The organism is Variovorax sp. GW823-FHT04B03, from assembly GCF_058796495.1.
Map to the genome: position 1 here is coordinate 339,364 of NZ_JBXAIT010000003.1, position 13,741 is coordinate 353,104.

A 13,741-nucleotide genomic window follows, 5' to 3' on the forward strand; every position below is an offset into this window, starting at 1 on the left:
GCCTCGGCGCTGCGGAAAAACCGCTGGCCCAAGACCGTCCGCCTGAAATCGGTCAACCGCGCATTTTAAACGCAAGAATGGGGGCCTTCCGGCTTCCCCCTTTGGGGGATTTCACCCACTCTCGCGCAAGGGATACGGGCCGCGCGACAACGGCCCCTGAAAAGCGCCTTGTCAGGCAGCAGCGGTTTGCGGCTCCCGCTTGATGCGGAAGGCCGCGGCGTACATGGCCGGCAGCGCCAGCAGCGTCAGCACGGTGGCCACGATCAGCCCGCCCATGATGGCCACGGCCATCGGCCCCCAGAACACGCTGCGCGACAGCGGGATCATCGCCAGCACCGCCGCCGCGGCGGTCAGCACGATGGGCCGCAGCCGGCGCACCGCCGACTCGACGATCGCATCCCAGGCCGGCACGCCGGCGGCGCGGTCGAGCTCGATCTGGTCGATCAGGATCACGGCGTTGCGCTGGATCATGCCCATCAGCGCGATCACGCCGAGCAGCGCCACGAAGCCGAAGGGCCGGTTCAGCAGCAGCAGCGCGGCGGCCACGCCGGCGATGCCCATCGGGCCGGTGATGAACACCAGCAGCGAGCGGCTGAAGCTGTGCAGCTGCAGCATCAGCAGTGTGAACACCAGGAACAGCATGATCGGCACGCCCGCCACGATCGAGGCCGAGCCCTTGGAGCTTTCTTCCACAGCGCCCGCCACCTCGATGCGGTAGCCGCCCTGCCCGGCCGCATGCCAGCCGGCTTCCAGCTCGCGCAGTTTCGGCAACAGCTGCTCGGTCACGGTGGCGCCCTGCAGGCCTTCCACCACGTCGCCCTGCACGGTGATCGCGTAGTCGCGGTTCTCGCGCCACATCACGCCGGGCTCCCAGGTGAACACCGGACGGGCGATCTGCGTGAGCGGGATCGAACGGCCCGTGGTCGTCGGAATGTAGGCGTTGCCGATGTCCGAAATCGCCTCGCGCTCGTCGGCCGACTGGCGCAGCACGATGTCGATCAGCAGATCGTTCTCGCGGTACTGGCCGACCGTGGTGCCGCTGAACATCGTGCGCGAGGCCTGGGCGATGGCCTGGCTGGTCACGCCGAGCGCGCGCGCCTTGGCCTGGTCGATTTCGAGGCGGATCACCTTGACCGACTCGTTCCAGTTGTCGTTCACGCCGCGCATGTTGGGGTTCTCACGCAGCACGGCCTTCACCTCGTCGGCGCGGGCGCGCAGCTGGGCGGGCTCGGTGCCGATCACGCGGAACTGCACCGGGTATGGCACCGGCGGGCCGTTGGGCAGCAGCTTGACGCGGCCGCGCACCTCGGGAAATTCCTCGGCCAGCAAGGCGGGCAGGCGCAGGCGCAGCGTTTCGCGCACCTTCAGGTCCTTGGCCAGCACGATGAGCTGCGACACGTTGGTCTGCGGAAACACCTGGTCCAGCGGCAGGTAGAAGCGCGGCACGCCGGAGCCGATCCAGGTGCTGACGGTCTTCACGCCCTCTTCCTTCATCACGCGCTGCTCGACGCGCCTGGCCACCTCTTCGTTGGCGGCGAACGAGGTGCCTTCGGGGAACCAGATGTCCACCATGATCTCGGGCCGGCTCGAATCGGGGAAGAACTGCTGCTGCACCTTGCCCATGCCGACGATGCCCAGTGCAAAGATCAGCACGGTGGCGCCGATGGTCAGCCAGCGGTGCTGCACGCACCAGTTCACGGCGCGGCGGAAGCTGTTGTAGAACGGCGTGTCGAACAGTTCGTGCGGCGGCGCGTCGGGGTCGTGCGGCTTCACCTTGAGCAGCAGCGTGCCCAGGTACGGCACGAAGTACACCGACACGATCCACGACAGCACCAGCGCGATCACCGTCACCGCGAAGATCGCGAAGGTGTACTCGCCCGTCACCGACTTGGCGATGCCGATCGGCAAAAAGCCCGCCGCCGTGATGAGCGTGCCCGTGAGCATCGGCTTGGCCGTGACGTCGTAGGCGAAGGTGGCGGCGCGGACCTTGTCGTAGCCCTCTTCCATCTTCCGCACCATCATCTCGACCGCGATGATTGCGTCGTCGACCAGGAGGCCGAGCGCGATGATCAGCGACCCCAGCGATATCTTGTGCAGCCCGATGCCGAAGTAGTTCATGGCCAGGAAGGTCACGGCCAGCACCAGCGGAATGGTGATGGCCACCACCAGCCCCGGGCGCATGTCGATGTACCAGCCGAAGCGCCCGCCCTTGTGCAGGCCGAGCGCGATGATGCTCACGGCCAGCACGATGGCCACGGCCTCGATGAGCACGCCGACGAACTCGTTGACCGAGCTGGCCACCGACACCGGCTGGTCCTGCACCTGCGCCAGCTTCACGCCGGCCGGCAGGCGCTGGTCGATGGTGGCGGTGGTGGCCTTCAGCGCCTTGCCCAGCGCGATGATGTCGCCGCCCTTGGCCATCGACACACCGAGCGCGATCACTTCCTTGCCCTGGTGGTGCACCTTGACGGCCGGCGGATCGACGTACCCGCGGCGGATCTCGGCGATGTCGCCGAGCTTGATCTGGTTGCCCGAGCTGCCGCGGATCGGCATCTCGCGCAGCTGCTCGACGCTGGTGAACTGGCCGCCCACGCGCACCTGCACCACGTCCAGAGGCGACTGGATCGTGCCGGCGCTTTCGACCGCGTTCTGCGAGCCGAGCTGGGCCAGCACGGCGTTGAAGTCGAGCCCCAGCTGGGCCAGGCGCTTCTGCGAGATCTCGATGAAGACTTTTTCGTCCTGCACGCCGAACTGGTCGACCTTGGCCACATCCTTCACGCGCAGCAATTGCTGGCGCACGTCGTCGGCCAGCGTCTTGAGCTCGGCGTAGCTGAAGCCTTCGCTTTCCAGCGCGTAGATCACGCCGTAGACGTCGCCGAAGTCGTCATTGAAGAACGGCCCCTGCACACCCGCGGGCAAGGTGCCGCGCATGTCGCCGATCTTCTTGCGCACCGTGTACCAGACGTTGGCCACCTCGGCGGCCTTCGACGAGTCCTTGATCTGGAAAATGATCTGCGACTCGCCCGGCTTGGAATAGCTGCGGATCTTGTCGGCGTACGGTGCTTCCTGCAGCGTGCGCTCCAGCTTGTCGGTGACCTGCTCGGCCACCTGCTGCGCCGTGGCGCCGGGCCAGTAGGTGCGCACCACCATGGCGCGGAAGGTGAACGGCGGGTCTTCGTCCTGGCCGAGCTGGAAGTACGCGAAGGCGCCCAGCACCATCAGCACCACCATCAGGTAGCGCGTGAGGGGCGCGTGGTCCAGCGCCCATTTGGAAAGATTGAAGCCGGGCGACTTGTACTCGGACGCCGGAGTTGTCGCAGGGGTTGCGGGGGTCGCAGGGCCTTCCGTCATTTGGCGGCACCCGTTGCGATCTCCTTCTTCGTCGCGGCCACGGCCTCGACGGCCTGCTGCTTCGCCTGCGCCTGCTGCTGGCCATTGGCGGCGGCCGCCATGGCCTCCTTCGACTGGTAGATGGTGACCTTCTGCCCCGGCGACAGCACGTGCACGCCCGCGGCCACGACCATCATCCCGGTCGCCAGGCCCGAACCGATCACGGCTTCATTGCCGTCGGCCGTGACCACCTGCACCGGCTGCGAGCGCACGGTCATGCTGTCCTTGTCAAGCACCCAGACCGCCGAGCCCTTGCCTTCCTGGCGCAGTGCGCTGGTCGGCAGCTTGATCACCGCGACGTCGGTGCGGGCCAGGGCCTGCGGCCTGGCGTAGACGGTGGCGCCGAGCGCCGGCGACGTGGCCGCGTCGATCGACACCTTGACCGAGTAGGTGCGCGTGACCGCGTCGGCACTGGCCGCCACCTCGCGCACCTGGCCCTGCAGCACCTCGCCGCCGGACCAGCCGCGCACCGCGACCGGCGAGCCGGGCTTGATCAGCGCGGCGCGGTCTTCAGGCACCGCGAACACCACGTCGCGCGCGCCGTCCTGGGCGATGCGCACGACCGGCGTGCCGGCCTGCACCACCTGGCCCGGCTCGGCCTCGATGGCCGTGATGATGCCTGCCACGTCGGCCACCAGCGTCGTGTAGCTGGCCTGGTTGCCTTGCGAGGCCAGTTGCGCCTGCGCCTGCTCGAGCTGCGCCTGCGCTGCCTTCCAGGTGGTTTCGCGGCGTTCCAGTTCGGCGCCGCTGATGAAGTTCTGCGATCGCAGTTCGGTATAGCGCTTGAGGTCGGCGGCTGCCAGATCGCGGTTGGTCAGCGCGGCGGCCTGCTGGGCGCGGGCGGCCTCGGCGGCCAGGCGGTAGTCCTGCGGATCGAGCTGAGCCAAGACCTGGCCGGCCTGCACGTGCTGGCCGAGCTCGGCCTGGCGGCGGATGATCTTGCCCGCCACCCGGAAGCCCAGGCGCGATTCGACCCGGGCCCGCACCTCGGCCGAGAACTCGGGCTGGGCGTCGTAGTCGCTGGTGCCGACGGTCACGAACTTGACCGCCCTCACGGGCTCCTGAGCAGGCGGTTTCGGCGAACAGCCGGCCAGAAAGATGGCGGGAAGCAGCAGCCAGGCGGCGCTGCGGGCACGGAGTGAGGCGGCGGAGGCGGTCATGAGACACCCAAGAAGAGAGGAACCGGGTCATTAATGACCCACCGGTTAGTAATCTAGGGTAAACGTTAAACAGTGTCAATGACCCGCGGGTCAGTTGACCATGTCGACAGCAATGTCTGCGCTAGGTTCTCTGCCCCATTTCAACCAGCCGGTTATCAGGAAGCTCGAAGTAATCGGATGCCCGGCCCGCGTTGCGCTGCAGCCAGCCGAACAGCACCCGTCGCACCGGGTTCATGCCCGGCAGGTTCTCCTCGCCCACCGAGGCGCGGGAGACGAAGTACGAGGTCTTCATCGAGTCGATGGCCAGGGTCTTCTGGTAGGCCAGGATGCGGATGAACTCGGGCACGTCGGCCCGCTCCATGAAGCCGTGCCGCGCGGTGACCACCCAGATGCCGTCCATCAGCTGCTCGGCCTCGATGCGCAGGCGCGCGTCCACGCGCGGCGTGTCGCACGAGAGCACGCGCAGCACGATCACCTGCTCGTGCAGCACCTGGTTGTGCTTGAGGTTGTGCAAGAGCGCATGCGGCACCGCCGTGGCGTCGGGGTTCAGGAACACGGCCGTGCCGCTCACCCGGTGCGGCATGTTCAGCGCCAGCGACTCGACGAAGGGGCGCAGCGGCAGGCTGTCGGCCGCCGCCGCTTCCAGGCCCAGGCGCCGGCCCTTGGCCCAGGTGGTGAACAGGACCATCACCCCGGCCGCCACCGCCAGCGTGAGCCAGCCGCCCTCGGCCACCTTCAGGCTGTTGGACACCACGAAGGTCAGGTCGACCGCGGCGAAGGCCGCCACGCCGACCGCCACCGCCACCTTGTTCCAGCGCCACAGGCCCCAGGCCACGATACCGGCCAGCAATGTGGTCGTCACCATCGTGATCGACACCGCAATGCCATACGCTGCCGACAGCGCGCCCGAGCTGCGGAAGCCCAGCACCAGCAGCAGCACGCCGACCATCAGCAACCAGTTGACGGCGGGCACGTAGATCTGCCCGATGGCCGTGCCGGAGGTCTGCACCACGCGCATGCGCGGCAGGTAGCCCATGCGCATCGCCTGCGCGGTGAGCGAGAAGGCGCCCGAGATCACCGCCTGCGACGCGATCACCGTGGCCATGGCGGCCAGCACCACCATCGGCAGCACGCCCCACGACGGAAAGAGCCGGAAGAACGGGTTGTCGATGGCCGCCGGGTTCGCCAGCACCAGCGCGCCCTGCCCGAAGTAGTTGAGCACCAGCCCCGGCAGCGCGATGAAGAGCCACGCGAGACGGATCGGCCTGGCGCCGAAGTGCCCCATGTCGGCATACAGCGCCTCGCCGCCCGTGAACGCCAGGAACACCGCGCCCAGCACGGCCAGCGACTGCGCCCGGTGCACCACCAGGAAGCTCACCGCCCGGCGCGGGTCGAGCGCCGCCAGCACCTGCGGCTGCTGCAGCACCTGCCACAGCCCCGCCACGCCCAGCACCAGGAACCACAGCAGCATCACCGGCCCGAAGATCCTGCCGACCACGCCGGTGCCCTTCTTCTGCACCATGAACAGCCCGACGAGGATCGCCAGCGTGATCGGGATCACCACCCGTTGCAGCACCGGCGCCTGCACCTCCAGGCCCTCGACCGCCGACAGCACCGAGATCGCCGGCGTGATGAGGCTGTCGCCGTAGAACATGGCCGCGCCCACCAGGCCCAGGACCCCGATCCCGCGCCACACCCAGGGCCGGGTCTTCGGGCCGGAAACGGCGTTGCGCGCCAGCGCCTGCAGCGCCAGGATGCCGCCCTCGCCGTCGTGGTCGGCGCGCAGCACGAACACCACGTACTTGAGCGTCACGACGAACATCAGGCCCCAGAAGATCAGCGACAGCAGGCCCAGCACCGCGTCAGGCGAGAACGGCACGCCGTGCTCGGGGTTCATCGTCTCCTTGAAGGCGTACAGCGGCGAGGTGCCGATGTCGCCGAAGACGACGCCCAGCGCCGCGATCATCAGCCCCGGCCCGGCCGGATGTGCGGTGTCGCCCGAAGCGGGAAGCGAAGTCCCGGAAGCCGCGGCAGTTGCTTTCATCGTCATGGGCGAAAGAGAGATGGAAAGTGGCGACGCCACGAGCATAGTGCCCGGACATGACGTCGCCGACAATCGTGGCGTGTCCGCCACTCCTCCTGCCAATCCTCGTCATGCCGCCGCGCCGGCCCATTACGAAAACTTCCCCGTGGCCTCGTGGCTGTGCCCGCCGCACCTGCGCCCGCCGATCGCCGCGATCTACCACTTCGCGCGCACCGCCGACGACATCGCCGACGAGGGCGACGCCTCGCCCGATGCGCGCCTGGCCGAGCTGCGCGCCTACCGCGAGGAACTGGCCGCCGCCGCGCGCGGCGACGCGCTGCCCGACTCGCGCTGGCCCCATGTGTTCGGCCCGCTGGCCTGGGCCATCGCCCAGTACCGCCTGCCCGAAGACCTGCTCGCCGACCTGCTCAGCGCCTTCATGCAGGACATCGAGAAGACCCGCGACCGCGGCACCTACGCCGACCGCGCCGAACTGCTCGACTACTGCCGCCGCTCGGCCAACCCGGTCGGCCGGCTGCTGCTGCACCTGTACGGCGTGACCGACGCGCAGGCGCTGGCCCAGAGCGACGCCATCTGCAGCGCGCTGCAGCTCATCAACTTCTGGCAGGACCCGAGCGTCGACCTGCCGCGCGGGCGCTTCTACTTTCCGCGCACCGACTGCGCGCGGCGCGGGCTGACGTCCGAGCACTTCAAGGTCTTCGCACCGCTGTCTTCCGCGCCGCCGCCGCAGGAAGCTATCAATCTGATAGCGGTGGTGGCCTTCTGGGCGCGCGAGCTCATGACCGAAGGCGCCCCGCTCGTGCACCGCCTGCCGGGCCGCGTGGGCTGGGAGCTGCGCCTGGTCGTGCAGGGTGGCCTGCGCATCCTGGACAAGATCGAGGACCTGGGCTTCGACACCTTCACGCAGCGCCCCACCGTCGGCAAGGCCGACGCGCCCGTGCTGCTCTGGAAGGCATGGCGGATGCGGAGACAATCACGGCCCATGAAAGCAGCGCCTCCCCGATGAATCCCGAGCAATACGTGCAAGACAAGGCCGCCGCTTCGGGCAGCAGTTTCTATTACGCCTTCCTGTTCCTGCCCAAGCCGCGGCGCGCCGCGATCACGGCTTTTTATGCCTTCTGCCGCGAGGTCGACGACGTGGTCGACGAGGTCTCCGACCCCGGCGTGGCCGCCACCAAGCTCGCCTGGTGGCGCACCGAGGTCGCCCAGGCCTTCGCCGGCACGCCGCGCCACCCGGTCATGCAGGCGCTCATGCCGCATGCCTCCACCTACGGCATCGAGGCGCGCCAGCTCAACGAAGTGATCGACGGCTGCCAGATGGACCTGGACCAGACCCGCTACCTCGACTTCCCCGGCCTCGCGCGCTACTGCCACCTCGTGGCCGGCGTGGTCGGCGAGGTGGCCGCGCGCATCTTCGGCCAGACCGATCCGCAGACCACCGCCTACGCCCACAAGCTCGGCCTGGCGCTGCAGCTGACCAACATCCTGCGCGACGTCGGCGAAGACGCGCTGCGCGGTCGCATCTACCTGCCGGTCAACGAGCTGCAGCAGTTCGACGTGAAGGCGCACGAGATCCTGAACCGCGTGCACTCCGACCGTTTTGTCGCGCTCATGAAGTTCCAGGCCCAGCGCGCCCACGCCGCCTACGACGAAGCGCTGGCCCTGCTGCCGCTGGCCGACCGCCGCACGCAGAAGCCCGGCCTGATGATGGCCAGCATCTACCGCACGCTGCTGCGCGAGATCGAGCGCGACGACTTCCAGGTGCTCAACCAGCGCATCAGCCTGACGCCCGTGCGCAAGCTGTGGCTGGCCTGGAAAGTCCAGGCGCTCGGCCGGATATGACGCCCCACCCTTCGTGCCCATGAGGCTCGCCGTCATCGGCGCCGGCTGGGCCGGCCTGGCCTGCGCCGTCGAGGCCACGCGCCTCGGGCATGCCGTCACCCTGTTCGAAGCCGCGCCGATGGCCGGCGGGCGGGCGCGGCGGGTCGATCACATGCACGGCATGGCGCTGGACAACGGCCAGCACATCCTGATCGGCGCCTACACCGCCACGCTGGCGCTCATGCGCGACGTGGGGGTCGATGTCGACACCGCCCTGCAGCGCCTGCCGCTGTCGCTGCGCTTTGCCGACGGCGGCGGGCTGCAGCTGCCCGCGGGCCGGCCGCCGCCGCTCGACCTGCTCATCGGCATCTTCACCGCGCGCGGCTGGACCTGGCGCGACAAGGCCGCGCTGCTGGCCACCGCCGTGCGCTGGCGCCTCGCGGGCTTTCGCTGCGCGCCCGGCACCAGCGTCGCCACGCTGTGCGCCGGCCTCACGCCGCGCGTGATGCACGAACTCATCGAGCCGCTGTGCGTCTCGGCGCTGAACACGCCCGTGCCGCAATCGAGCGGCCAGGTCTTCCTGCGCGTGCTGCACGACGCGCTGTTCGGCGGGCGCGGCGGCGCCGACCTGCTGCTGCCGCGCGTGGACCTCGGCGCCCTGCTGCCCGATGCCGCGCTGGCCTGGCTCGCGCGGCACGGCGCCACCGCGCACATCGGCCACCGCGCGCGCGCCATCGCGCCCGAGGGCGACCGGTGGCGCGTCGATGACGAGGTCTTCGACCAGGCCGTGCTGGCCTGCGCGCCCTGGGACGCCGCGCGCCTCGTGCGCGCCACCGGCCTGCCGGCCGCATCGCGCTGGTGCAACGTCACCGAATCGCTGCGCTTCGAGGCGATCGCCACGGTCTACGTGCGCGGCGCCGCACCGCTGGCCGAGCCGATGCTCGCGCTGCGCAGCCAGCCGGGCAGCGCACCGGCCCAGTTCGTGTTCGACCGCGGCCAGCTCGGTGGACCAGAAGGCGTGCTCGCCTTCGTCGTGAGCGCCAATGAAACGCCGCGCGAGACGCTCGAGAAACAGGTGCTCGCGCAAGCCGGCGCGCAGCTCGGGCAACCGGGGCTCACGCCGATCCAGACTGTGGTCGAAAAGCGCGCCACCTTCGCCTGCACGCCCGGCCTGGCGCGCCCGCCGGCCCCCATCGCGCCGGGGCTGCAGGCCTGCGGCGACTACACCGAAGGCCCCTATCCCGCCACGCTCGAAGGTGCGGTCCTCAACGGACTGGCCGTCGCGCGCGCACTTGCCACGCCGTGACCCCATGACCACGACCCTGCGTTACCTCGATTTCGACTACAGCGAAGACACCGAAGACCACGGCACCTTCGACGCCATGGCCTCGACCCCGCCCGAGCGCACGCCCGAAGTGGAAGCCGAGATCGCGCAGGTGCTGGCCTGGGCCGAGGCCACCTTCCCCGGTGCGCGCGGCGCGCTCGACGACGGTGCGGTGTGGGACTGCGACGTGCAGCGCACGCGGGAAGACAACCCGCGCCTGGACACCCTCACGCTCTCGCTCAGCGGCACCGCCGATTTCTGCGCGGCGCTGCGCGAGCGCTTCGGGCTCGACTGAAGAAAGCCGGCGGCCTTCTCAGGCCGTCTTGTTGCGCAGCCGCAGCAGGCTCAACCCCAGCAGCACGAAGGCGCCGCCCGACACGCGGTTGAAGAGCTGCGCGCGCTTGGGGTTCGCGAACTGCTTCTTCAGCAGGCGCGCCAGCAGCACGTAGGAGCCATGCGCCAGCACCGAGCCGGCCGCGAAGGTCGTGGTGAGCACGGCGAACTGCGTGAGGATCGGCGCATCGTGCGTGAGGAACTGCGGGAACAGCGCCGAGAAGAACAGGATGCCCTTGGGATTCGTCAACGCCACCGTCACGCCGTGCCCGAACAGCCGGCGCGCGGAACGCGAAGGCGTCGGCGCGGCCGACGGCTGCAGCTCGGCGAACACGCTCGTGCGGCTGCGCCACTGCCGGATGCCCAGGTACACGAGGTAGCCCGCACCCGCCACCTTCAACACCATGAAGGCCGTGGCCGAGGTGTTGAGCACCACGCCCAGCCCGCCCATCGCGGCGGCCGAGACCAGGAAGAGCCCGCAGGCGTTGCCCAGCGAGCTGATCATCGCGCGACGCGGGCCGACGGAGATGGCGTTGGAGACCGCGAGCAGCACGGCCGGACCGGGCGTGAAGGCGACGACCAGGGTCACGCCGCAAAAGAGGAGCCAGGTGGAAAGATGCATGGAAGGAAATTCGCGCGAAAGCAATGAAAGGAGGCCGTCGCAAAACTATAGTCCGGGCAGCCGCGCGCCGCTCGGGCCGCGCCGATAGTCCCCTGACGCTCCTCACCCATGATCACCTGCTACCTGCGCTACATCGTCGATCCCTTCAAGCTCAAGGAATTCGAGCACTACGGCAAGCTCTGGATTCCGCTGGTCGAGAAGTTCGGCGGCCAGCACCACGGCTACTTCCTGCCGTCCGAAGGCGCGAACAACGTGGCGCTGGCGATGTTCAGCTTCCCGAGCCTGGCCGCGTACGAAACCTACCGTGCCGATTCGATGCAGGACGCCGACTGCCAGGCCGCCTTCCGCTACGCCGAGGAAACGCGCTGCATCGTCAGCTACGAACGCAGCTTCTTCCGCCCCGTGTTCCGCTGAGGTTCAAGCGCCCAGCGCGATGCACAGCGCGTGCAGGTTGGGCACGATCAGCTGTGGCCGCGCCCCGTGCTCCCACGGGCGCTCGTCGCGCACCAGCCAGGCGGCCTGCATGCCGGCGTTGAGCGCGCCCACCACGTCGAGCGCGGCATCGTCGCCCACGTGCAGCACGTCTTTGGGCAGCAGGCCGACCGAGGCCGCCGCGGCGCGGAAGATCGGCGCGTGCGGCTTGCCGCTGCCGAAGGCGCGTGCATTGAAGGCAGTGCGGAACCACCGGCCGACGCCGGTCTTGTGGATGTCGGCGTTGCCGTTCGACACCGCCACCAGCGGGTAGCGCTCGCTGAGCCACTTCAGCGCCGGCAGTGCGTCGTCGTACAGCGTGACGCGCTGCCGCTCTTCGAAGAAGGCGTCGAAGGCCGGGTCGGCCAGCGCCGGGTCTTCGCCCGCGCGCACGAGCGCCGTGCGGATCGACTCGCGGCGCAGCGCGCTCAGGTCGTGCGCGAGGTCGGAGCGCTCCTTGGCGGTGGCTTCGCGCAGCTCGCGCAGCACGCCCGGCGTGAGCAGCAGCGAGGCCGTCTTGGGCGCCTCGCGCAGCAGCCATTCGTGCAGCACGCGCTCGGCGCGTTCGATAGTCGGCCAGATCGGCCACAGGGTGTCGTCGAGGTCGAGCGAGATCGCCGAGATGCGCGAGATGTCGAGCGGCGTGGCGCCGCCGGGCGCCGGGGAAGCGGAAGTCATGCCCGAGAATATCGCATGCCTCTCGCCCCTGATGACCGCAAGAACGACCGCACCGCCGTGCTCTGGTGCAACCTCGGCTCACCCGATGCCCCCACCGCCGCCGCGGTGCGCCCCTACCTCGCCGACTTCCTGGGCGACCCGCGCGTGGTCGAGATTCCCAGGGCGCTGTGGGCGCTGATCCTGCACGGCATCATCCTGCGCACGCGGCCCGCGAAGTCGGCCGCGAAGTACGCCAGCATCTGGCTGCCCGAGGGCTCGCCGCTCAAGGTCTGGACGCAGAAGCAGGCCACCCTGCTGGCCGGCTGGCTCGGCGAACGCGGCCACCGCGTGACGGTGCGCGACGCGATGCGCTACGCCAACCCGTCGATCGCCGCGCGGCTCGATGCGCTGCAGGCCGAGGGCGCCACGCGCGTGCTGGTGCTGCAGGCCTACCCGCAGTACTCGGCCACCACCACGGCCAGCGTGATCGACGCCGTGAACGCCTGGAGCCGCCGCCAGCGCCACGTGCCCGAGTTCCGTTTCGTCAACCAGTACCACGACGACCCCGCCTACATCGAGGCGCTCGCGCAAGGCATCGAAAAGCACTGGAAGACCGAAGGCCGCGGCGAGCTGCTGGTGATGAGCTTCCACGGCATTCCCGCGCGCAACATCGCGCTGGGCGACCCCTACGAGGCGCAGTGCCTCGAGAGCGCGCGCCTGCTCGCGGCGCGGCTGGGCCTGGCGTCCCCGCAGTACCGCACGACCTTCCAGTCGCGCTTCGGCCGCGCCAAGTGGCTGGAGCCCTACACCGAGCCCACCCTGCGCGAACTCGGCGCCAGCGGTGTGAAGCACGTCGACGTGGTGTGCCCGGGCTTTCCGGCCGACTGCCTCGAAACGCTCGAAGAAATCGCCATGGAAGGCCGCGAAGCCTTCCTGCACGCGGGCGGCGAGCGCTTCGGCTACATCCCCTGCCTCAACGACAGCCCGGCGTGGATCACCGCGCTCACGGGCATCGCCGAACGCCACCTGGCGGGCTGGCCCACCCGCCCCGACACGACCACGCCATGAAGAAAGACCTGCACGAAGCCAACCGCCAGTCGTGGAACGCCGCCACGGTGGCGCACAACAGCCACAAGGGCGACCAGGCCGCCTTCTTCCGCGCGGGCGGCTCCACGTTGTTCCCCGAGGAAAGCGCCCTGCTCGGCGACGTGGACGGCCTGTCGGTGCTGCACCTGCAGTGCAACGCGGGACAGGACAGCCTGAGCATCGCGCGCCGCGGCGCCCGCGTGACCGGCGTCGACATCTCCGACGAAGCCATCGACTTCGCCACCCGGCTCTCGGCCGAGTCGGGCATTGCGGCGCGCTTCGAGCGCGCGGACGTCTACGACTACTTCGAGGCCGCCGCCGCGCGCGGCGAGCGCCACGACCTCGTGTTCTGCTCTTACGGCACGCTGTGCTGGCTGTCCGACATCGGCGCCTGGGCGCGCGGCGTGGCGCAGCTGCTCAAGCCCGGCGGGCGCTTCGTGATCGTCGAGTTCCACCCGTTCGCGCTGGTGTTCGACCCGCAGTGGAAGTTCCACTACGACTACTTCAACGACGCGCCCGTGCCCGAGGAAGGCGTGGGCGACTACGTGGCCGAATCGGGCGACGGCCTCGTGCCCGACGACCGGCCGATGCCCGGCGTGCAGGGCTTTCGCAATCCGCACCCGAGCTTCGAGTTCACCTGGGGCGTGGGCCAGGTGACGACCGCGCTCGCGCAGGCGGGCCTGGCCATCGAGCGCTTCGAGGAGTACCCGTACACCAACGGCTGGAAGCCCTTCGAGGGCATGCGCGAACTCGGCGGACGGCGCATGGCTCCGCCCGAAGGCATGCCGCGCATTCCGCTGATGTACGCGCTGGCGGCCCGCCGCGCCTGAACG

The 13,741-nt window shown here is 69.6% G+C and carries 12 protein-coding genes; 7 read left to right on the top strand and 5 right to left on the bottom strand.

The annotated features are described in order from the left end of the window. Positions 1-171: 171 nt before the first annotated feature. The 3 genes from AC1RAD_RS14730 to AC1RAD_RS14740 form a co-directional block, all read right to left on the bottom strand. On the bottom strand, positions 172-3,351 hold the full coding sequence (locus AC1RAD_RS14730; RefSeq protein WP_492735582.1) for an efflux RND transporter permease subunit: 3,180 nt from the start codon (positions 3,349-3,351) through the stop codon (positions 172-174). Continuing rightward, positions 3,348-4,550 carry an efflux RND transporter periplasmic adaptor subunit gene (locus tag AC1RAD_RS14735; RefSeq protein ID WP_159272046.1) on the bottom strand — a complete coding sequence of 401 codons (1,203 nt, stop codon included), beginning with the start codon at positions 4,548-4,550 and terminating at the stop codon, positions 3,348-3,350. Before AC1RAD_RS14735 ends, AC1RAD_RS14730 begins: the two co-directional genes overlap by 4 nt. 121 nt (positions 4,551-4,671) lie before the next feature. Continuing rightward, the gene (locus tag AC1RAD_RS14740; RefSeq protein ID WP_492736212.1) at positions 4,672-6,594 is read right to left on the bottom strand and encodes a potassium transporter Kup; all 1,923 of its coding nucleotides are present in this window, start codon (positions 6,592-6,594) and stop codon (positions 4,672-4,674) included. A gap of 79 nt (positions 6,595-6,673) precedes the next feature. On the opposite strand from AC1RAD_RS14740, the gene hpnC reads away from it, so the two are divergent. Genes hpnC through AC1RAD_RS14760 form a run of 4 tightly spaced genes read left to right on the top strand, consistent with a single transcriptional unit; the run spans position 6,674 to position 10,034 of the window. Continuing rightward, positions 6,674-7,600 carry a squalene synthase HpnC gene (gene hpnC / locus AC1RAD_RS14745; protein WP_492735583.1) on the top strand — a complete coding sequence of 309 codons (927 nt, stop codon included), beginning with the start codon at positions 6,674-6,676 and terminating at the stop codon, positions 7,598-7,600. Further along, a complete protein-coding gene (gene hpnD, locus AC1RAD_RS14750) occupies positions 7,597-8,436 on the top strand; it encodes a presqualene diphosphate synthase HpnD (RefSeq protein WP_492735585.1) in 840 nt (279 codons plus the stop codon). The genes hpnC and hpnD overlap by 4 nt, the downstream gene beginning before the upstream one ends. A 19-nt stretch (positions 8,437-8,455) precedes the next feature. Continuing rightward, positions 8,456-9,721, top strand: coding sequence for a hydroxysqualene dehydroxylase HpnE (gene hpnE, locus AC1RAD_RS14755; protein WP_492735587.1), 1,266 nt, complete (start codon positions 8,456-8,458; stop codon positions 9,719-9,721). A 4-nt stretch (positions 9,722-9,725) separates the two neighbouring features. After that, positions 9,726-10,034 carry a hypothetical protein gene (locus AC1RAD_RS14760; protein WP_095745072.1) on the top strand — a complete coding sequence of 103 codons (309 nt, stop codon included), beginning with the start codon at positions 9,726-9,728 and terminating at the stop codon, positions 10,032-10,034. An 18-nt stretch (positions 10,035-10,052) separates the two neighbouring features. On the opposite strand, the gene AC1RAD_RS14765 is transcribed toward AC1RAD_RS14760, so the two are convergent. After that, the gene (locus AC1RAD_RS14765) at positions 10,053-10,694 is read right to left on the bottom strand and encodes a LysE family translocator (protein WP_492735589.1); all 642 of its coding nucleotides are present in this window, start codon (positions 10,692-10,694) and stop codon (positions 10,053-10,055) included. 108 nt (positions 10,695-10,802) lie between these two features. Between AC1RAD_RS14765 and AC1RAD_RS14770 the strand changes: the two genes are divergently transcribed. After that, a complete protein-coding gene (locus AC1RAD_RS14770; RefSeq protein WP_062475864.1) occupies positions 10,803-11,108 on the top strand; it encodes an NIPSNAP family protein in 306 nt (101 codons plus the stop codon). Between the two features lie 3 nt (positions 11,109-11,111). Here AC1RAD_RS14770 and AC1RAD_RS14775 read toward each other — a convergent pair whose 3' ends face one another. Then, entirely contained in the window at positions 11,112-11,843 is a 732-nt protein-coding gene (locus AC1RAD_RS14775; RefSeq protein ID WP_492735591.1) for an HAD family hydrolase, read from the bottom strand. A 15-nt stretch (positions 11,844-11,858) separates the two neighbouring features. On the opposite strand from AC1RAD_RS14775, the gene hemH reads away from it, so the two are divergent. Beyond that, entirely contained in the window at positions 11,859-12,890 is a 1,032-nt protein-coding gene (gene hemH / locus AC1RAD_RS14780) for a ferrochelatase (RefSeq protein WP_492735593.1), read from the top strand. After that, positions 12,887-13,738, top strand: a complete 852-nt coding sequence (locus AC1RAD_RS14785; RefSeq protein ID WP_492735595.1) for a class I SAM-dependent methyltransferase — start codon at positions 12,887-12,889, stop codon at positions 13,736-13,738. Before hemH ends, AC1RAD_RS14785 begins: the two co-directional genes overlap by 4 nt. Positions 13,739-13,741 lie beyond the last annotated feature (3 nt).

Excerpts from the sequence above, each read along its gene's own strand:
- hemH (WP_492735593.1), top strand. The coding sequence starts at position 11,859 with ATGCCTCTCGCCCCTGATGACCGCAAGAACGACCGCACCGCCGTGCTC.
- AC1RAD_RS14740 (WP_492736212.1), bottom strand. The coding sequence starts at position 6,594 with ATGAAAGCAACTGCCGCGGCTTCCGGGACTTCGCTTCCCGCTTCGGGC.
- AC1RAD_RS14785 (WP_492735595.1), top strand. The coding sequence starts at position 12,887 with ATGAAGAAAGACCTGCACGAAGCCAACCGCCAGTCGTGGAACGCCGCC.
- hpnD (WP_492735585.1), top strand. The coding sequence starts at position 7,597 with ATGAATCCCGAGCAATACGTGCAAGACAAGGCCGCCGCTTCGGGCAGC.
- AC1RAD_RS14735 (WP_159272046.1), bottom strand. The coding sequence starts at position 4,550 with ATGACCGCCTCCGCCGCCTCACTCCGTGCCCGCAGCGCCGCCTGGCTG.
- AC1RAD_RS14770 (WP_062475864.1), top strand. The coding sequence starts at position 10,803 with ATGATCACCTGCTACCTGCGCTACATCGTCGATCCCTTCAAGCTCAAG.
- AC1RAD_RS14760 (WP_095745072.1), top strand. The coding sequence starts at position 9,726 with ATGACCACGACCCTGCGTTACCTCGATTTCGACTACAGCGAAGACACC.
- AC1RAD_RS14730 (WP_492735582.1), bottom strand. The coding sequence starts at position 3,351 with ATGACGGAAGGCCCTGCGACCCCCGCAACCCCTGCGACAACTCCGGCG.
- hpnE (WP_492735587.1), top strand. The coding sequence starts at position 8,456 with ATGAGGCTCGCCGTCATCGGCGCCGGCTGGGCCGGCCTGGCCTGCGCC.
- AC1RAD_RS14765 (WP_492735589.1), bottom strand. The coding sequence starts at position 10,694 with ATGCATCTTTCCACCTGGCTCCTCTTTTGCGGCGTGACCCTGGTCGTC.
- AC1RAD_RS14775 (WP_492735591.1), bottom strand. The coding sequence starts at position 11,843 with ATGACTTCCGCTTCCCCGGCGCCCGGCGGCGCCACGCCGCTCGACATC.